20 protein-coding genes and 1 tRNA gene are annotated in these 18018 nt (G+C 70.5%); 17 read left to right on the forward strand and 4 right to left on the reverse strand.

Annotated elements, in window-relative coordinates; all coding sequences use genetic code 11:
- Window positions 1-54 precede the first annotated feature (54 nt).
- The 5 genes from ACSQ11_RS08490 (at window position 55) to ACSQ11_RS08510 (ending at window position 6106) form a co-directional block, all read left to right on the forward strand.
- The gene (locus ACSQ11_RS08490; protein WP_436004701.1) at window positions 55-1773 is read left to right on the forward strand and encodes a protein kinase domain-containing protein; all 1719 of its coding nucleotides are present in this window, start codon (window positions 55-57) and stop codon (window positions 1771-1773) included.
- Complete coding sequence (locus ACSQ11_RS08495) at window positions 1770-3224, forward strand: threonine/serine ThrE exporter family protein (RefSeq protein ID WP_436004702.1); 1455 nt, start codon at window positions 1770-1772, stop codon at window positions 3222-3224. The genes ACSQ11_RS08490 and ACSQ11_RS08495 overlap by 4 nt, the downstream gene beginning before the upstream one ends.
- 134 nt (window positions 3225-3358) lie before the next feature.
- Window positions 3359-4063: a transglycosylase family protein gene (locus ACSQ11_RS08500; RefSeq protein ID WP_436004703.1), complete on the forward strand. Its 705-nt coding sequence runs from the start codon at window positions 3359-3361 to the stop codon at window positions 4061-4063.
- A 77-nt stretch (window positions 4064-4140) separates the two neighbouring features.
- Entirely contained in the window at window positions 4141-5262 is a 1122-nt protein-coding gene (locus ACSQ11_RS08505; protein ID WP_436004704.1) for an LCP family glycopolymer transferase, read from the forward strand.
- A gap of 154 nt (window positions 5263-5416) precedes the next feature.
- Complete coding sequence (locus ACSQ11_RS08510; RefSeq protein ID WP_436004705.1) at window positions 5417-6106, forward strand: transglycosylase family protein; 690 nt, start codon at window positions 5417-5419, stop codon at window positions 6104-6106.
- Between the two features lie 3 nt (window positions 6107-6109).
- Here the strand turns inward: ACSQ11_RS08510 and ACSQ11_RS08515 are convergent, their stop codons facing one another.
- Window positions 6110-6364: an acyl-CoA-binding protein gene (locus ACSQ11_RS08515; RefSeq protein WP_436004706.1), complete on the reverse strand. Its 255-nt coding sequence runs from the start codon at window positions 6362-6364 to the stop codon at window positions 6110-6112.
- A gap of 217 nt (window positions 6365-6581) precedes the next feature.
- On the opposite strand from ACSQ11_RS08515, the gene ACSQ11_RS08520 reads away from it, so the two are divergent.
- The 11 genes from ACSQ11_RS08520 to ACSQ11_RS08570 all read left to right on the forward strand — a co-directional run bounded on the left by ACSQ11_RS08520 (window position 6582) and on the right by ACSQ11_RS08570 (window position 15063).
- Entirely contained in the window at window positions 6582-7862 is a 1281-nt protein-coding gene (locus ACSQ11_RS08520) for a sensor histidine kinase (protein WP_436004707.1), read from the forward strand.
- Window positions 7863-8110: 248 nt separating this feature from the next.
- Window positions 8111-8644 carry a TasA family protein gene (locus tag ACSQ11_RS08525; RefSeq protein ID WP_436004708.1) on the forward strand — a complete coding sequence of 178 codons (534 nt, stop codon included), beginning with the start codon at window positions 8111-8113 and terminating at the stop codon, window positions 8642-8644.
- A gap of 97 nt (window positions 8645-8741) precedes the next feature.
- Window positions 8742-9308 carry a signal peptidase I gene (locus ACSQ11_RS08530; protein WP_436004709.1) on the forward strand — a complete coding sequence of 189 codons (567 nt, stop codon included), beginning with the start codon at window positions 8742-8744 and terminating at the stop codon, window positions 9306-9308.
- Between the two features lie 118 nt (window positions 9309-9426).
- Window positions 9427-11205 (forward strand): Ig-like domain-containing protein, encoded by a 1779-nt coding sequence (locus ACSQ11_RS08535; protein ID WP_436004710.1) that lies wholly within the window; start codon window positions 9427-9429, stop codon window positions 11203-11205.
- Window positions 11205-11591 (forward strand): hypothetical protein, encoded by a 387-nt coding sequence (locus ACSQ11_RS08540; protein WP_436004711.1) that lies wholly within the window; start codon window positions 11205-11207, stop codon window positions 11589-11591. The genes ACSQ11_RS08535 and ACSQ11_RS08540 overlap by 1 nt, the downstream gene beginning before the upstream one ends.
- Window positions 11592-11593: 2 nt before the next feature.
- On the forward strand, window positions 11594-12307 hold the full coding sequence (locus tag ACSQ11_RS08545) for a response regulator transcription factor (RefSeq protein WP_436004712.1): 714 nt from the start codon (window positions 11594-11596) through the stop codon (window positions 12305-12307).
- Window positions 12300-13148 (forward strand): histidine kinase dimerization/phospho-acceptor domain-containing protein, encoded by an 849-nt coding sequence (locus ACSQ11_RS08550; RefSeq protein WP_436004713.1) that lies wholly within the window; start codon window positions 12300-12302, stop codon window positions 13146-13148. Before ACSQ11_RS08545 ends, ACSQ11_RS08550 begins: the two co-directional genes overlap by 8 nt.
- A gap of 217 nt (window positions 13149-13365) precedes the next feature.
- Window positions 13366-13566, forward strand: a complete 201-nt coding sequence (locus ACSQ11_RS08555; protein WP_436004714.1) for a TSUP family transporter — start codon at window positions 13366-13368, stop codon at window positions 13564-13566.
- A gap of 70 nt (window positions 13567-13636) precedes the next feature.
- On the forward strand, window positions 13637-13864 hold the full coding sequence (locus tag ACSQ11_RS08560; protein ID WP_436004715.1) for a hypothetical protein: 228 nt from the start codon (window positions 13637-13639) through the stop codon (window positions 13862-13864).
- Between the two features lie 504 nt (window positions 13865-14368).
- Entirely contained in the window at window positions 14369-14572 is a 204-nt protein-coding gene (locus tag ACSQ11_RS08565) for an HNH endonuclease (protein ID WP_436006733.1), read from the forward strand.
- 5 nt (window positions 14573-14577) lie between these two features.
- The gene (locus ACSQ11_RS08570) at window positions 14578-15063 is read left to right on the forward strand and encodes an SMI1/KNR4 family protein (protein WP_436004716.1); all 486 of its coding nucleotides are present in this window, start codon (window positions 14578-14580) and stop codon (window positions 15061-15063) included.
- Here ACSQ11_RS08570 and ACSQ11_RS08575 read toward each other — a convergent pair.
- The 3 genes from ACSQ11_RS08575 to ACSQ11_RS08585 form a co-directional block, all read right to left on the reverse strand.
- A complete protein-coding gene (locus tag ACSQ11_RS08575) occupies window positions 15051-15626 on the reverse strand; it encodes a tyrosine-type recombinase/integrase (protein ID WP_436004717.1) in 576 nt (191 codons plus the stop codon). The two genes, ACSQ11_RS08570 and ACSQ11_RS08575, sit on opposite strands and share 13 nt — an antisense overlap.
- Window positions 15604-16185: a phage integrase central domain-containing protein gene (locus ACSQ11_RS08580; RefSeq protein WP_436004718.1), complete on the reverse strand. Its 582-nt coding sequence runs from the start codon at window positions 16183-16185 to the stop codon at window positions 15604-15606. The genes ACSQ11_RS08575 and ACSQ11_RS08580 overlap by 23 nt, the downstream gene beginning before the upstream one ends.
- A 178-nt stretch (window positions 16186-16363) precedes the next feature.
- A tRNA-Thr gene (locus ACSQ11_RS08585) sits at window positions 16364-16436 on the reverse strand.
- A 200-nt stretch (window positions 16437-16636) separates the two neighbouring features.
- Between ACSQ11_RS08585 and ACSQ11_RS08590 the strand changes: the two genes are divergently transcribed.
- Window positions 16637-17980 carry an MFS transporter gene (locus ACSQ11_RS08590; protein ID WP_436004719.1) on the forward strand — a complete coding sequence of 448 codons (1344 nt, stop codon included), beginning with the start codon at window positions 16637-16639 and terminating at the stop codon, window positions 17978-17980.
- Window positions 17981-18018 lie beyond the last annotated feature (38 nt).

Consider the following 18018-nt stretch of genomic DNA (forward strand, 5'->3'; position numbering starts at 1 on the left):
CGCTTCGGCGGTTCGGACAGGTTCCGCTCAGGCTGACGGCATACCGTGTCTGTCATGACCGCCGAGATCCTCGACGAGCCGGGTGGGAGGGACGCACTGCCCGAGCACTCCTTGCTGGGCTCCTACCGACTCGTCCAGCGCCTCGGCGAGGGCGGGATGGGCGTCGTGCACCTCGCGCTGGACCGCCAGGGCAAGGCCGTCGCGATCAAGGTGCTGCGCCCGCACGTCGCTCACGACCCCGCCGCCCGTGCCCGGCTCTCGCGCGAGGTCGACACCCTGAGCCGGATCCGCAGTCCCCGGGTCGCGCCGGTCATCGACGCCGACATCGACGGCGAACGGCCGTTCATCGTCACGCGCTACGTCCCCGGGCCACCGCTCGACGAGGTCGTCGCCGCCGGCGGACCGATGGGCGCCGACGACCTGCACCGTCTCGGTCGTGGCCTCGCCGAGGCCCTCGACGTCATCCACGACAGCGACGTCATCCACCGCGACCTCAAGCCCGGCAACGTCCTCATGGTCGACGGCGACCCGGTCGTCATCGACTTCGGCATCGCCCACGTCACCGACGACATCCGGCTGACGATGACGGGCCTCGTCATGGGCACGCCCGGCTACCTCTCTCCCGAGGTCGTCGAGGGCCAGCCCGTGTCGCCCGCCACCGACTGGTGGGGTTGGGCGGCCACACTCGCCTATGCCGCCTCCGGCCACCCGCCCTTCGGGCGCGGGCCGATGGACGTCGTGCTCACCCGCGTCACCGCCGGCGACCCCGACCTCGCCGGGGTGGACCGACGGATCGCTCCCCTCCTGTATGCCGCGCTCGCGCCGGACCCGCAGGACCGACCGCACCAGAGCGACGTCGTGGCGGCGCTCGAGCGCTACGCCCACGGTGGGCTCGTCACCGATGTCATCCAGGCGCGGCCTCCCGTGCCACCCGTGCAGTCGACCCAGTCGTTCGCGGTGCCGCGCACGTCGGTGCTGCCGCTGGCGCGCACCGCGGTCCAGCCCCGCATGCAGCCCGCGCCCGCGACCGCACGGCAGCCGGCCCCTCAGCTCGCACCGGTGACTCCCCTCCAGCTGGCCCCCCCGCCGAGACAGGACACCGCCGACGCGATCTTCGGACCGCGACCGGGGGTGGAGGACCCCTACGGCGTCGAGGCTCCGCGCATCGACCCGCGCATCGGTCGGCCGAGCCGCAGCGGCACCGTCGCCGCGCTGCTCGCCCTCCTCGTCGCAACGGCGATGACGGTGCCGGTCGTCGCCGCTGCCGCCCTGCTCCTCTGGTTCACCCTCGCCCGGGCCACCGACCGGTCGGTGACCTCGCTCATCATGCGGCGCCACGACCGCGGTGTGCGCCGGAGCGACGTCCCCGTCGCCGTCCTCGTGGGTCCGTGGCACCTCGTCCTCGGACTGCTCACCTCGATCTTCGGCGCGATCATGCCAGCGCTCATCGCCGTGTCCGGGGTCTTCTGCGCGGCGCTCGCGGTCGTCGCGGTGCGCGGGACCGGATCGCCCGAGCCCGACGCCCTCCTGCCACTCGCCGTGGGCGGGCTGCTCGCCGGACTCATGGCCTGGTGGGGACCCGGCGGCGCGAGCCTGCGCCGCGGGACGCGAAGCATCATGCGGGGAGTGAGCCCCGGTCCCAGCGCCAGCCGGGTGCTCGTGCTGCTGCTGCTCGTCGCCGCCGCCGCGGTCGCGGCAGCGGGCGTGGTCGACGGCCAGCCCTCGTGGTGGCCGACCGGCACGGCGTGGGCCGACCAGCTGAACCTGCCGTGAGTGAGGAGATCCGTCGACGACGGCAGTGGCGGCTGCAGGGTGGCCCGCCGACCGAGCCCATGCCACTCGTCGACCTGCTCCGCCGCACGCCCTACCGCAACGCGCGTGTCGCCATCGAGGCCGCCGAGGAGGCCCGGGTCCGCGAGGCGCTCGACCTCGCGGTGCGGCTCGGGGAGCTCATGCTCCGCTGCGGCGCGGGCGCCCCTCAGGTCGAGGGCTCGGTCGCGGCGGTCTGCGCGGCCGCCGGCCTGACCGACGTCGAGATCGACATCACCCTCCAGTCGTTGCTCGTGCACGCCCGCGTCGACGCCGTGCACTCGGTGACGTCCCTGCGCGTCGTCCGGTCGACCCGCCACGACTACGCCCGGCTGGTGGCCGTGCACGAGCTCGTCGACGCCTTCGTCAACGGTCACATCGAGCTGCAGGAGGCCACCGAGCAGCTGCGCGACCTCAAGCGCACGCCCCGGACCTGGCCGGACTGGGCGGTGACCGTCGCGACCGCGATGCTCGCCGCGGCCGTTGCCGTGATGATCGGCGCGTCCCTGTTCACCGGGTTCCTCACCGTGCTCGTCGTCCTCGGGGTCTCGGCGGTCGAGCGGGTCATGGGTCCGCTGCGGCTACCCGACTTCTACTCCAACGCCGTGGCCGCGTTCGTCGCCACGCTCCTCGCCTGGGTCGCCTACGCGGCGGGTGCGATGGGGTGGATCCCCTTGGGCGGCAAGGACTTCGCGTTCATCGTGGCTGGAGGGATCGTCGCGCTCCTTCCCGGCCGCACCATGGCGTCCGCGGTCGAGGACGTCATCTCCGGGTATGCCGTCACGGGCGCTGGCCGCCTGCTCGCGGTCTTCGTGTCACTCACCGGACTCATCATCGGCATCGCGGTCGCGCTGGGGGCCACGATCCGCCTCACTGACGCGATGGACTTCTCCTTCGTGTCGCCGTCGGTGCTCGACCTGCGGACCTCGCAGTCGGAGTGGTGGGCCGCGGTCATCGGTTCGCTCATCGTCGGCTCGTGCGGTGCCGTCACGATGCAGAGCCGACGCCGACTCCTGCTCCCCGCCGCGCTGCTCTCGCTCGCCGGCTCGGGCGTCTTCGCGGTCCTGACCCGCGTGGGCGACGTCGGGTCGGTCACGGCGACCGGGCTCGCCGCTGTCGCCATCGGCCTCGTCGGCCGCGTCGTGGCGCTGCGGCTCGGTGCGCCGGCGATGGTCCTCGTCGTGCCCGCGAGCTTCGGGCTCCTGCCCGGTCTGACGATCTTCCGCGGCCTCTACGAGCTCGTCGGCGAGAGCTCGTCCGACATCGGGACCCTGTCGTTCCAGGCCGGTGTGGCCACCCTGCTCGGCGCCGCCGGAGTGCTCCTCGCGATCGCCACGGGGACGACCCTGGGCGAGATCATCGCGTCGCGGTGGGACAGCCGCGTGGCGCGGGTGCGGCGGCGCGTCCGCGTCTGATCGACGACCCTTTCCGCAACTTCACAATCATGTGAATGTCCGTGACCGTCTTGTGACCTGCGGCGGGGGTGGGTACGGTTCAGGCTTGCCCGAACCCCTGTCGGGCGACACCTCACCCCCAAGGACCCCTGACGATGCCGTACAGCCCGAAGCATGCTGCCCCCAAGCCCGCGCCCGTCCGTCGTCGCCTCGCCGGTGTCGCCGTGACCTCCTTCGCCGCCATCGGTGGCGGAGCCGCCGTCGCCCAGTCCGCGAGTGCCTCGGGCACCGTGTGGGACCGCGTGGCCGACTGCGAGAGCGGGGGCAACTGGTCGATCAACACCGGCAACGGCTACTACGGCGGACTCCAGTTCTCCTATTCCACGTGGAAGGGCTACGGCGGCCAGCGCTACGCGGCCACGGCCAACAGGGCCACCAAGGCGCAGCAGATCGAGATCGCGCAGAAGGTCCTCAAGTCCCAGGGCCCCGGTGCGTGGCCGGTCTGCAGCAAGCGCGCCGGCCTGACCCGCGCCAACGGCGCCGCGGCCAGCACCGGCACGACGCCGAGCACGACCACCCAGGTCTCCCGCAACACCGTCCGCAGCACCAAGCTCGTCGTCGACGGCAAGAAGGGCCCGGCCACGCGTCGTGCCGTGGAGCGCTGGGTCGGCGGCTCGGTCAACGGCTCGTGGAGCCGCGCCGACACGCGTCTCATGGAGAAGAAGGTCAAGGGCTCGGTCAACGGCTCCTTCGGCCGCGACGACGTCCGCAAGCTCCAGCGCATCGTCGGCGCCCGCGCCGACGGCTCCTGGGGTCCGCTGACCACCAAGGCGCTGCAGCGCTACCTCAACAAGCGCTGATCCGAACTCCTCACGAGGCGGACCCGGGCACTGCCGGGTCCGCCTCGTTCGTGTCCGGACGCCCTAGCGTGGTCCGTATGCCGTCCTCGCGCCTCGTCGTTCCCGCCCTCGTCCTCGCGCTCGTGGTGGGGGCCTGCTCGGGCGAGGAGCCGGAGACCCTCAGGTCGACCGGCCCGACCGCCTCGATACCCGCCCCGACGCAGGAGACGGCGAGTACGCCCACCGCCGACGTCCCGAGCGTGACGCTCGAGGGTGGCGACCGGGCGATGGACGCAGCCCTGCAGTCGGTCTACGCCGGACGTCCCTCCGTGGAGGGGTCGGCCACGGTGGGGTCGTGGAAGGGGCAGAAGGTCGCGGTCGTGACGAGCGGTGACGACGCGACCCTGCTCGTCGGCGCCGGCTCGGCCTGGTCGGTCGCCGGCGGCTGGTGGCCCTCGCTCTCGCGGCCCGCACAGCTGGGCCGGGGACCGCGGCACGTCCTCGTCATCGGGTCCGACGCGCGCGTCGGCGAGCCGCTCGAGGGCACCCGTGGCGACACCCTCCAGCTCGTCGGGATGGACGGGGCCGGGGGTGCCGGGGTCATGGGCCTGCCGCGCGACATCTGGGCGCAGATGCCCGACGGCGGCCACGCGAAGATCAACGCCGCCTTCGCCTTCGGTGGCGGCAAGGGGCAGCAGGACGCCGTGACGGGGGTGACCGGCATACCCATCGAGGGATACGTCGCGGTCGGATTCGAGGGGTTCGAGAAGATCGTCGACGAGGCGGGTGGCATCCCGATCACGGTGCCGAAGGCGCTGCGGGCCGCCGGGGGAGTGGGGATGATCGGCGCCGGCGCCCAGCTGCTCACCGGGGCGCAGGCCCTCGGCTACGCACGCGAGCGCAAGACGCTGCCCGACGGCGACTTCGGCCGGTCGCGGCACCAGGGCGACCTCATTCTCGCGGCGGCCGTCAAGGCGCGGCTCCAAGGCGTCTCGTCGGTCCCGCGCCACCTCACGACCGTGTCGAGGTACGCCGACTCCAACCTCACCGCAGCCCAGGCGCTGACGTGGGCGGCGGCGTTCCACAGGGTCGACCCGACCAAGGTCGGTCGCACGGTCGCGACCGGTGGCTTCGGCTGGAGCCGGGACCGCCAGTCGATCGTCATCCCCAGCGCGCAGTCACGGGCAGCCTTCGTCCGGTTCCGGTCCGGCCGGCTCTAGCTCCTCCCGTCATGTGGGTGCCGACACGCGACGCGGGGAGTTGCGTGACACGTGGGACTCAAGTTACAGTCGTGTAGTTCTGTGACTGGATTGAATTGTGTGACAGAAGTGACGTAGCGTCCTTTGTCGTCCCCTGACGCAAAGGACTTCGGTCATGCTCTTCGCCCCTGAGTTCCCCGCCCATCCGACGCGACGCCGACCGGTCCGCCGCTCGCTCGTCGGGGCCGCGCTCCTCGCCTCGACCGCCTCGGTCGCCGTCCTCGGACTGGCCACGGGTGCCGGTGCCACCGAGACGGTCTGGGACCGGGTCGCGCGCTGCGAGAGCGGTGGCAACTGGGCGATCAGCACGGGCAACGGCTACTACGGCGGGCTGCAGTTCTCGGCCTCGACCTGGACGGCGTTCGGGGGGCAGCGCTACGGGGCCACGGCGAACCTCGCGCCCAAGGCCCAGCAGATCGAGATCGCGCAGAAGGTGCTCAAGGCCCAGGGCCCCGGCGCCTGGCCCACCTGTGGCAAGCGCGCCGGGCTCACCGTCGCCAACGGGACGACCGCCGCGGTCTCGCGCTCCACGACCCGGTCGATCTTCCCCCTCGTCGTCGACGGCCAGAAGGGCCGGCTGACCCGCATCGGTGTCGAACAGTGGGTCGGCGGCACCACCGATGCCACGTGGTCGCGCTCCGACGTCAAGAAGCTCCAGGTCAAGGTGGGCTCGCAGCCCGACGGCTCGATCGGCCCGAAGACCACCAAGGCCCTTCAGGCCAAGGTGGGGGCCACCCAGGACGGCTCGTGGGGGCCGAAGACGACGGCCGCCCTCCAGCGCTACCTCAACCGCATCCTCAGCTGAGGCTCACGCGCCGGTGAGCCTCGCGACCTCGGTGACGTAGTCGGCCTCGGCCTGCTCGCGCGACGTTCCGGCCAGTGCGGACCAGGCGTCGTGCTTGGCCCGACCCACGGGGTTGGTGAAGCCGGGGCGCTTGCCCTCGACGTCTCCTGAGGTGGCCTGCTTGTAGAGGGCGTAGAGACGCAGCTTGGTGTCGTTGCCGGGGTCGTCGGCGAGGTCGCCCACGGCCTTGACGGCCTTCTCGAACTCGGTGCCAGCCATGGGCATCAGGCTAGCGGCCGGGCAGCCCGGGGTGCCCCGCCTCGTGAAGGTCTGCGGCGCCAGGGCCCGATCCGCGCGGTTCTTCGCCTTATGGCGTCCGGCGGAGGGAGCCTGTGCTGTGAAGCCTCGCGCGACACGTATATCTTCCGTGGGGGGCCCGGCGAGCGGGCGCGGCGGCGTTCTGGGAAAATGACGTCCGGATCAGGAAGGTTGGGGCATGGGGCCGACGACGAGGGAGACCTCCGCGAGCGATCGGGAGATCGAGCGTTACGGTGCCCTCAGGGACCCTGCGGGCAAGGACCTCCAAGCCATCGTCGAGCTCGCCGCCGACCACTTCGGTGTGCGCTCCGCCGCCATCAACCTCATCACGAGCGACAAGCAGCACCAGATCGCCGCAGCCGGCTTCGAGCCCTCGATCTGCGCCCGAGAGGACTCGATGTGCGCGGTCGTCGTGGACGAGCCGGAGGCGGTCGTCGTGTCCGACGCGAGTCGGGACACCCGCTTCGCCGACAACCCGTTCGTCACCGGCGTGATCGGCTCCATCCGTTTCTATGCCTCCGCACCTCTCGTGACGTCGGACGGGGTCACGTTGGGTCGGCTCTGTGTGTTCGACGACGAGCCGAGGGAGACCACGCCTGAGGAGTCGCACGCCCTCGAGGTCCTCGCCGCACGGGTCATGGACGTCCTCGAGCTCCGGCTCAGCCACCGCGAGGTCGAGCAGTCCCTCGGGGAGCTGACCCGAACCCGCGACGAGCTGCGCCGATCCAACGAGGCGCTGGCCCACTTCGCGAGCCAGGTCAGCCACGACCTGCGCAACCCGCTCATGGTGATCAGCGCCAATGCCGAGATGCTCGCGTCGGAGGCCGGCGTCGCCGACCAGCCCGAGCTCGCCGAGATGGTGCGTGAGATCAGCGACGCCGGCGACCGGATGAGCCGGCTGATCCGCAGTGTCCTGGCCCATGCCAGCGAGGGCGGCGGCTTCGCCGTCGGTCGGGTGCCGCTCGGCCCGGTCTTCGCCCAGGCCGTGAGCGACCTGCGTCCCGTCGTGGGTGCGACCGCGGCTGAGGTCGTCGTGCACGACCTGCCGCACCTGCCGGGCGACCCGGACATGCTGTATGCCGTCGCCGTGAACCTTCTCGACAACGCACTGAAGTTCACCCGGCCCGGTGTCCCGCCGCGCGTCGAGGTGCGCGCCGAGCGGCGCGGCGACGTGTGGCGGGTCGTCGTGCACGACGACGGCATCGGCATCCCCGAGCAGCACGCGGAGTCGGTGTTCCTTCCCTACGTCCGGCTGTCGGCCAGCGACCCCGACGGGCCGGACGACCCGGTCGACGGCCATGGTGTGGGCCTGTCGACGGTCAAGCGGATCGTCGAGTCCCACGGCGGCAGCGTCGGAGTCGACTCCCGGACCGGCGCGGGTGCGACGGTCTGGTTCGAGCTGCCCGCCAGCACCGCGGCTCTCGACGAGGTCGCCGGAGTGCCCGGCCGCGACGCCTGACTCCGCGGAGCCCGCAGGATCGGGTCACACGGAGATCTTCCACGTTTCGTGTGGAATCTCCGGCCGTGACCGACCCGTCGTGAAAATTCGACCGTGGGGGGTAGCGGTGGGGAAGTTCCGTCCTGTGGGCGAATTTGTGGAACTCGCGAGTAACCCGTGTGGAGAAGCCGTGGAAGTTGAATCTCTAACGTTCTTGCTATCCCACACCGGACTCGCCGGTCACACACCACCAGCCAGGAGCAGAACCCATGAGCATCGCCGCCAAGAAGGTCCTCGTCCCCCTCACCGTCCTGCTCGCCGCCGGCGCGCTGGCTGTCGGGTCCGGTGCGACCTTCAGCTCCGAGTCCAGCAACACGATCAGCTCGGTCACCTCGGGCTCGCTGACCCAGCTCAACTCCAAGAAGGACGCGGCGATCTTCAACCTCACCAACCTCAAGCCTGGTGACACCCTCAACGGCTCGGTGACGATCACGAACACCGGCACGCTGCCCGCCACCTTCTCGCTCACCGAGGTCGCGTCCACCAACGGATTCACGGATTCGAACCTCAAGCTCGTCATCAAGAACACGACGACGAGTGCGACCGTCTTCGACGGCACCTTCGGGGGGCTGGAGGATGGCAAGAAGACCGACCTCGGAGAGGTCGCCGCAAAGGCCGCCAACACCTACGTGTTCACCGTGACCCTCGACAAGGACACCCCCAACGACGACCAGGGCAAGACGGCCTCCGCCACGTACCAGTGGAGCTCGGTCCAGCTCGCTGCCACCTCCACCGACCAGTGACATCGCGGGGGCGCCGCCACCGGCGCCCCCGTCACCCCGCCGCACCCGCGGCGGCCCCGGCACCCGGACAGCCACTCGGACACGGTAGGAGCCCACCATGCAGCGTCTCGCCACGATGACGTCGCGCTTCGCGCGCACCCTCACGAACGTGTGTCTCATCGTCATCACGCTCGCGTGCACGGCATACCTGCTCCCGTCCGCCTTCGGCTACGAGCGCTACGTCATCACCGGCGGCTCGATGACCGGGTCGATCTCCAAGGGCTCGATCGCCTTCGAGAAGCGCGTCCCGGTCGACGAGCTCGCGGTCGGCGACGTCATCACCTACCTCCCGCCGAGCGCGAGCGGGGTCCCGAACCTCGTGACCCACCGCATCGTGGAGGTGGGCACCGACGCGCAGGGCGCGTCCCGCCTGCGGACCAAGGGCGACGCGAACCCCGCGGTCGACCCGTGGACCTTCTCGCTCGTCGCGACCGAGCAGCCCGTCGTCCAGTTCTCGGTGCCGAAGGTGGGCTACCTCTTCATCGCTCTCGCCGACCGCGACACGAGGATCCTCGTCATCGGGGTGCCGGCCGGCATCATCGCGCTCCTGGCCCTCGTCGAGCTCGTCAGGAACGTCGCGGGGTCCATGACCACCCGCGGCGGCGGCGTCGCGCGCACCACGTAGCAAACCGGGGAGTCGTGGGGGAGATCCTGTGGACCTCCCGTCGAGACCCCCTCCGTAGCGTTTGACCTGCACGCCACGCGTGCACCTGGCCGTCCCGACCGACCAACGAGGAGCTGCAGTGTTCGACCGCCGTTCCGCCGCGCTCCTCGTCCTCGCGCTCGCGGCCGTGATCGGGCTCAGCGCCCCCGGCTTCTCGTCGGCGGCCTACACGACGACCACGTCGAGCAGCGCGACCGTCAGCGCGGCCGCCGACTGGACGCCCCCCACCGTGACCATGGTCGCGCCGGCCTCGCCCGCGATCGACACTGTCACCCTGGCGGCGAGCGCCTCCGACGGCGAGACCGGCGTGCGCGACGTGACGATCGAGCAGCGGCTCGTGGGTGCCACCACCTGGACCACCGTGTGCACCACCGCCACGTCGCCGTACTCCTGCGCGTGGAACACCGCCGCGGTCGCCGACGGCACCTACGACCTCCGAGCCCGCGCCGTCGACCGCGCCGGCTACGCCGCGACCTCGACCTCGGTCCGGACGACCGTGGCGAACACGGCTGCGGTGGTCCTCGCATCACCGGGCTCCTTCGTGAGGAATGCCGTCCAGCTCTCCGCGAGCGTCCAGAACTCCGGCGGGCTCACCTACACGGTGCAGGTCCAGTACTCCGTCGCCGGCGCCAACTCCTGGAAGACGCTCTGCTCCAACCTCTCCTCGCCCTACACGTGCTCGTGGGCGACCACCGCCGACGCGAACGGCGCCTACGACCTGCGAGCCGTCGCGACGTCGGGTGGTTCCACCTTCACCTCGGCCGTCGTGGCCAACGTGACCGTGGACAACCTCGGCCCGACGGTGACGGTGACCGACCCCGGCACCCCGTTGCGCGGCACGAAGACCTTCGCCGCCACGGCCTCCGACGCCCATTCCGGCGTGGACCAGGTGACGATCCAGTACGCCCTCACCGGCTCCTCGACCTGGCAGACCCTGTGCACCCGTACCGCCACGCCGTACTCCTGCTCCGTCGACACCTCGACGCTGCCGGACGGCACCTACGGCTTCCGCGCCGTCGCCCGCGACCGCGCCGGCAACACCACGACGTCGTCCGTCGTGGCGAACCGGGTCGTCGACAACTCCGTCTACACGGTGTCGATGGTCGACCCCGGCACGGTGCTGTCGGGCACGGTCACCCTCTCGGCCGACACGACCTCCACCGGGCCCATCACCTCGGTGCGCATCCAGTACGCCACCACCGGCGGGTCCACGTGGACCGACGTCTGCACCGACACCACCTCGCCGTACTCCTGTGCCTGGGATACGACCAAGGTCGCCGACGGCGCCTACGACTTCCGGGCGATCCTCACCCCCGCCACGGGTGCGCCGACGACCTCCGCCGTCCTCACCGGCTCCCGGGTCGACAACGACCCGCTCCGCGGCGTCGACATCCAGGCGACGAACGGCGGGACCATCGGCAAGCTGGACTCTGGTGACCAGCTGACCTACACCTGGAGCTCCCAGCTCAACCTGGCGTCGGTCGCGAGCGGCTGGACCGGAAGCAGCCAGGCGGTCACCGTGACGGTGACCAGCGACACCCTGACCGTCTCGGGCGCCAGCGGCGGGCCGGTCAACCTCGGCTCCGTCAACCTCAACCAGGTCTACGTCAAGAACGGCAAGACGGTGACGTTCGCCGCCACCATGACGGCCGGCACCACCACCGTCGGTGGCGTGGCCCGCACGACTGTCACGGTTGTCCTCGGCAATCTCAGCTCCGGAGGCGGCGGCCTCCTCGAGACCGTCGCACAGAGCGCCGAGATGGTGTGGACACCTTCCGCTGCGGTGACCGACCTCAATGGCGGGGCCTGCTCCACGGCAGCGGTCACCGAGACCGGCGCCCTGGACAGGGACTTCTGATGGCCTGCCACACGACCCGCTACTCCACCGGCGCTGCCGCCACCACGGCCACGCTCGGGGTGCTGCTCGTCGGCGTCGCCCAAGGCCCCACCCCCGTCGACGCGATCACCGGTGCACTCGGTGCTGCCACCGCTGCTGTCGCCGTCGTGGGCCTCCTCCGTGGTCAGCGGTTCGGCGCGCGGCTCACCGCGGCGACGCTCGCCGTCGTGAGCGGCGGGCTGGCTCTCGTGCAGATGGTCCTCGGACCCCTGGGCTCGTCGCGCGCCGGCTTCTCGACGCTCGGCCTGATGGTGGCGCTCGCGAGCGTCGGCACGCTCGTCCTGCTGGACAGGGCGGCGCTGCACCGTGGCGCGCACGCCTTCTCGACCCGCATCTATGCTCGGTGACCATGGCGCACGTGCTGGTCGTGGAGGACGACGACAAGATCGCAGCCCCACTCGTGCGAACGCTTGAGCGAGAGGGCTACTCCGTCGAGCGGGTGGCTGAGGGCCTCGTCGCCGTCGAGCGGGTGCGTGAGACCGCCGTCGACCTCGTCCTGCTCGACTTGGGCCTCCCCGACATCGACGGGCTCGACGTCTGCCGCACGATTCGTGACGGCGGCTACCGCGGCGGCATCATCATCCTCACGGCGCGAGACGGTGAGCTCGACCTCGTCGTCGGGCTCGACGTGGGTGCCGACGACTACCTCGCCAAGCCCTTCGGCCTGTCGGTCCTCCTCGCGAGGGTGCGTGCGCTCTTCCGCCGCAACGGCGTCGGTCCCCAGCCCGCCCTGCCGCCCATGCCGCCCCTCGATCCGGTCGTCGCCCCGAGCGGGTTCCGCGTCGACGTGGAGGCGCGCCGGCTCTGGGTCGGCGACACCGAGCTCCAGGTGACGTCCAAGGAGTTCGACGTCGTCGCCCTGCTCGACTCGAAGCGCGGCGCGGTCATCAGCCGCGACCAGCTGATCAGCGACATCTGGGACGAGAACTGGTACGGCTCCACCAAGACCCTCGACGCGACGATCGGCCGCCTGCGGCAGAAGCTCGAGGAGGCCCACGCGCCCGCCCGGATCACCACCGTGCGCGGGGTCGGGTTCCGTCTCGAGGACACCCCCGATGCGTGAGCGGCTCATCGCCCTCTTCGTCGGGCTGACCGTCGCGGTTCTCGCGCTGTCCGGCATACCCCGTGCGTATGCCGTCGCGGACCTCGTGCACGCCAACGAGCTGAGCAAGGCGGACCGGTCGGCCGACCTCATCGCGGCCGTCATCACCGAGCGGGCGTCGACGGGCGGGGTCGTCACCGAGGTGTCCCTCGACCCGTTGGTCCAGCGTGACGAGAGCGTCGAGTACGTCACGTCGGGAGGCGCGGTGACGCGTGCCGGCACCCTGACCCAGCGCCCGTCCTCCGACGACATCTCGGTGACCCGCACGATCCCCGGCGGGGGCCGCCTCACCCTGTGGCGCTCGGGCGACGTCGTCGAGGAGAGTGTCTCGGACGCCGTGCTCCCCATGGTGCTGCTCGCGGTGGCGCTGCTGCTCGCCTCCGCCCTCGTGGGCTCCGTCCTGGCGCGGCGCCTGTCGAAGCCGTTCGCCGAGCTCGCCTCGGTCGCCGACGACATCGGCGAGGGCAGGTTCGACGTCGAGGTGCCGCACTACGCGATCCCCGAGGCCGAGGCCATCGGCGACGCCCTGCGCCGCGGCGCGAGCCGTCTCGACGAGCTCGTCGAGCGCGAGCGCTCGCTCGCGGTCAACGCCTCGCACGAGCTCCGTACCCCGATCGCCGCGCTCCGGCTCGAGCTCGAGGACCTCGCGATGTGGCCGCAGACGCCGCCAGAGGTCGCCGAGGAGCTGCGCGGCTACATCCCCGAGCTCAAGCGGCTCAGCGCCGCGGTGACGCAGTACCTCGACACGGCCCGCGACCAGCGCCGGGCCAGCAACGGCTTCGGCCCGGACCTGCCGACCTAGACCGCCGGTTCGGTGACCTGCCCGAGCGCGGCGAACCGGTCGAGCCGGGCGGCGTGCCGCTCCTCGTCGGGCGTCGCGAGCAGCGTGGCGAGCTCGTGCTCGAGCGGGTCTACGGCGGCTACTTCGGTGCGGGTTCCGGCGTGATGATGCTCGCCTCCTCGGGCTCGGGACCTCGCTCGAGTTCCGGACGCTCAACGCGCTCAAGACGTTCGCGGTCATGGTGTCCAACGTCGTCGCGACCGTGGTCTTCGTCGCGATCGCACCCGTCGACTGGCGGGCCGTCGTGGTCCTCGCCGCCGGCTCGGTGGTCGGGGGCTACGTCGGGGCACGCATCGGACGAGTCATGCCCGCGGCGTTGCTGCGCACCCTCGTGGTCCTGGCCGGGGTCACCGCTGCCGTGCTCCTGTGGGTCGGGTGAGCGCGGCTGCCCCGATGGCCCGGCTGGCGCCACGCGCACGTCGGACCGCTGTCGCGAGTACGGTCGACGGATGACGAGCGACGCCGGCACAGACGCCCACCACGACGACGCGCACGACGAGGTCCGGGACGACAGGGTGGGCCGGCGTGCGGAGCTGCTCCCCGAGGAGCAGGCGGTCGGCAGCGACGACCCGGAGGCCCAGGCCCGCGCCATCCTCGCCGAGTCGCAGGAGCGGACCGAGCACCCCGAGTCCACGCGACACGACTCCACCCAGACGCCGGATCCCGACGAGCCCTGAGGCGGTGCGGGTCCCTCGTGAGAGCTGGCGAGGGGACTTGAACCCCTAACCACCTGTTTACAAGACTTGCACCCTGCGGAACCGCAAAACCGTAGCTGACCTGCACAGACGTCGGTGGCCTTTCGGCGCGATCCCAGGCTCGTGCGATACACGTGCGATTAGCCATGACCATCCCTGCCTACGTCTGGCGCACGCATCTCATGTCTAGCCCCGACACGTGAGACGAGTTTAGGCGTCAGTGATGGCCGAGACTTGACCATCGCGGGGTGCGGGCTTTCCGCTGCGTCGCTGATGGTCGCCTACCGCGCCGGTTGGTCCCACGTTGACTCTGCGCTCGAGGCAACTCCGCCTGTCCGACAGTGAACGCCCCCCACGTAATTAGTGTGCCGCAGGTACATCCCGACCGCGTCTGCGCAGATTCTTAGAATCTGTCGAAGGTAAGGAGCGGGTAAATAGTTCGTCTGATTTTGGTCAAGATGTCAGTGACCGCCGTGGGGCTCCCGCATCCTTCTTGCGGGTCGGCACAAGCCGGAGCAGGGTGGTGGCAACCGTTCGACGGATTCCAGACTTGCAAATGAAGCCGCGGGCTTGGCCCGGACTCCAGCCGGGTACACGTGGCACCACCACCAGGATGTGGGACTGATGCAACTCATCAATAGGGACGTCCACCGCGCTACTGGTCACACCGGTGGCTTTTCGCTGAGGTGATCAGAGTGCCGAACGATTTCTTTGAGGACGACGACTACTACACGGGTCCGCCCATCGCGCAGGACCTAATCCGGCGCGCTGAAGCATCACTCGAAGTACGGCTTCCAGTCAGGTACTTGGAACTGCTCAGTGAGCGGAACGGCGGCACGCCGGTCCGGCGGTGCTACCCGACCGGGTTCGAGACGTCATGGGCCCCGGATCATTTTGAGATCTCTGGTGTGCTCGGAGTCGGAGGTGACCGCAGCATTGACTCCACAATCGGCCTGGGGAGCGCCGATCTGGTTCAAGAGTGGGGTTATCCCGACATCGGCGTGGTCATCTGTGACACGCCCTCCGGTGGGCATGACACGGTCATGCTCGACTACCGCGCGTGCGGGCCTCGTGGCGAGCCGTCCGTCGTATACGTCGACGAGGATCGAGTCCCCCAAGAAATCGCCTCCTCCTTCGAGGTCTTCGTTGCGCAGCTCACCGAATGCCCTCAAGGCGCGTGATGGTCAGGCGGTTTGCTGCATTGGTGCTCGCGATCGTCGCGGTCCTCCTTGGCGTGCCCTCGGCCGCCGGGGCCACCCCTGGCACCCAGGCACACCCGCCAACGCCTACGTCCACGGTGCCGAGCATCGCCCCACCGAGAGAGCCGGGCCAACGTCGCGCCCGTGTGCCGCAGGTTGTGAACCCTGAGGTCATCCCGTCCCGCGACCGCGCGGGCCTTGCTGAAGGCGTCGTGGAACACAGTCGGCTGCAGATGGCTCGTCCCGTCCGTGGCAGGAAACAAGAGCGACTCCTGACCTCGCGACACGAACCGGTCCAGATGCTCCTTAAGCGCCGGGACAACGTGGGGCGGGATCGACACAACCCGTCGTCCAGCCGCCGACTTTGGAGACCCGACCATGGGCTTGCCCGCGACCCACGCCACCGAGCGCTCCACACGCACAACCTTCTTCGCGAGATCGATGTCCTTGCGCCGGAGCTCCAGCACCTCGCCAATCCGCATCGCGCACCACGAGCACAGCAACGCGATGGCGCGCCGGATCTCAGGCAGGTTCGCCACGATCACCGAGAGCTCGTCGATGGACGCAGGGCGGATCTCGCGGGCGCGCGGCACCCGATGTCGCCGACCTGATCCGGCACGGGTTGGCCACGATCTCCTCGTCAGTCACGGCAGTGTTCATGATCGCCTTGAGCAGGGAGTAGGCGCGCGCGTTGACCGTCGGAGTTGCCTCGTCCAACTTCCCCCACCACGCCCGCACCGTCGCAGGTGTGATCTTCGCGAGTGCCAGGTCGCCGAAGTCGTCTAGGAGGTAACGCTGCAGCAGGTGCTCGTATCCCTCACGGGTCCGCGGCTTGAGCCGCCGGTCGCGCAGCCAAGTCTTGGCATACGCCTCGAACGAGAAGGCGTCGCCCCTGTCGCCGAGCCGGAGCTTCGGCGGCGTCCACGTGCCTGCCTGGATCATCGCCCGCTCTGCCGCCAGCCAGCCCTCCGTATCTCCCTTGTAGTCGAAGGTCCTCGGTGCGTGGTGCGTGCCCATGTCGGGTCCGTAGTAACTCGCCTGCCAACGCTTCGAGGGCAGCTTGCGCAGGTAGCCGAAACCGCGGCGGTTCGCCTTACCGGCCATCGCGCGCCGCCACGTCGAGGGCCCTCAACCGCTCGGTCGCCGGCGGCGTTCGGACGATAGATGGACGATACGAGAGTGAAACCGTGCCCTCAGATGTCCAGTCGTGTCCGCATCTCCGCTGCCCACTCATGTTGGCAAAACCGCTGGTCAGGGGCACCATCGGGCCCCTCGAGCACAGAGCTGGCGAAGAGACTCGAACTCTCAACCACCTGTTTACAAGACAGGTGCGCTACCGATTGCGCCACGCCAGCGCGCGTCGGCGAGCAGTGCGCCCCCGACGGCCTCCCGAACTTTACCCGCCGGCCCGGGTGCCGCGGCCCGATCCCGTCCGGCGGCCCGGTCAACGACGACGTCCCCGCCCCCGCACACCCGTCGCTCCGGGACGCGCGAGGTGGAGCCGCGTCGTGGACGGGGGCGGCCGGCATACCTGCGCCGTCCCTAGAATCGAGCGGTGACGCGACCCCTCCGACGACAGATCCACGACATCGGACGTCGTCGGGCTTGGGTCATCTGGGCCGTCGCGCTGTCGGTCTACACCGTTGCCGTCTTCCACCGCACCTCGCTCGGCGTCGCGGGTCTCGTCGCGGCGGAGCGCTTCGACATCACGGCGTCGCAGCTCGCGACGTTCACGGTGGTCCAGCTCGTCGTGTATGCCGGCATGCAGATCCCCGTGGGCGTCCTCCTGGACCGCTTCGGCTCGCGCCGACTCCTGCTCGTCGGGCTGGCGCTCATCTCGGTCGGACAGCTGTGGTTCGCGTTCGCCGGGAGCTTCGGGGTGGGGCTCGCGGCGCGCGTGCTGCTGGGCATGGGCGACGCGATGATCTTCACGAGCATGCTGCGCCTCGTCGCGCTGTGGTTCCGGGTCAAGCAGGCACCGGTCATCACCCAAGTCAGCGGCATGGTGGGGCAGCTCGGCGCGGTCGCCGCTGCGACCCCGCTGGCCGCCGCCCTGAGCAGGTTCGGCTGGGAGCGTTCGTTCGGCATCTCCGCCGGCGTCGGCGCGCTGCTGTCGGTCGCGCTGTTCCTCGTCGTCAAGGACTCGCCCTACACCGGCATGGCGGTCGAGAAGATCAAGGTCCGCGCGCTCGCCCGCACGCTCGGCGAGGTGTGGGGCAACCCGGGCACACAACTCGGCATGTGGATCCACTTCACCGGCCAGTTCGGCGCGACCGTCTTCACGATGCTCTGGGGCTACCCGTTTCTCGTCGAGGGACAAGGGCTGAGCAAGAACACCGCCGGCACGCTGCTCATCACGCTCACCCTGTCGGCGATGGTCGCCGGCCCGGTCGTCGGCAGCCTCACCGGACGGCTGCCCTACCGCCGCTCGCAGATCGTCCTCACGATCGTCGCAGCGATCGCGACCACCTGGGCGCTCGTCCTGCTCTGGCCCGGCCGTGCCCCGCTGCCGCTGCTCGTCCTCCTCGTCTGCGTCACCGGCTGCGGTGGCCCGGGCTCGATGGTCGGCTTCGACCTCGCCCGCAGCTTCCACCCCTCCGACCGGCTCGGGCGCGCCAGCGGCGTCATCAACATCGGTGGCTTCTTCGCCTCGCTCGTGACGATGGCGCTCGTCGGGCTCATCCTCGACGCCCGCGCTCCCGAGGGGCCCGGGAGCTACACCCTCACCGACTTCAAGGTCGCGCTGTCGGTGCAGTTCCTCCTGTGGGGGCTCGGCGCGTTCCAGATCTGGCGCTATCGCCACAAGGGGCTCGAGTTCGTCGACGAGCACCCGGGCGCGCTCGACGCCCTGCGCTCCGGCGAGACGCTCCTGCCCGGCATCTCGCGCGACCCTGACTGATCCCCGGCCGTGGCGTCGAGGCGGGAGGGTCGACAGTC

Origin of the sequence: Knoellia sp. LjRoot47, from assembly GCF_964253435.1 — a bacterium.
Taxonomy (GTDB): Bacteria; Actinomycetota; Actinomycetes; order Actinomycetales; family Dermatophilaceae; genus Knoellia.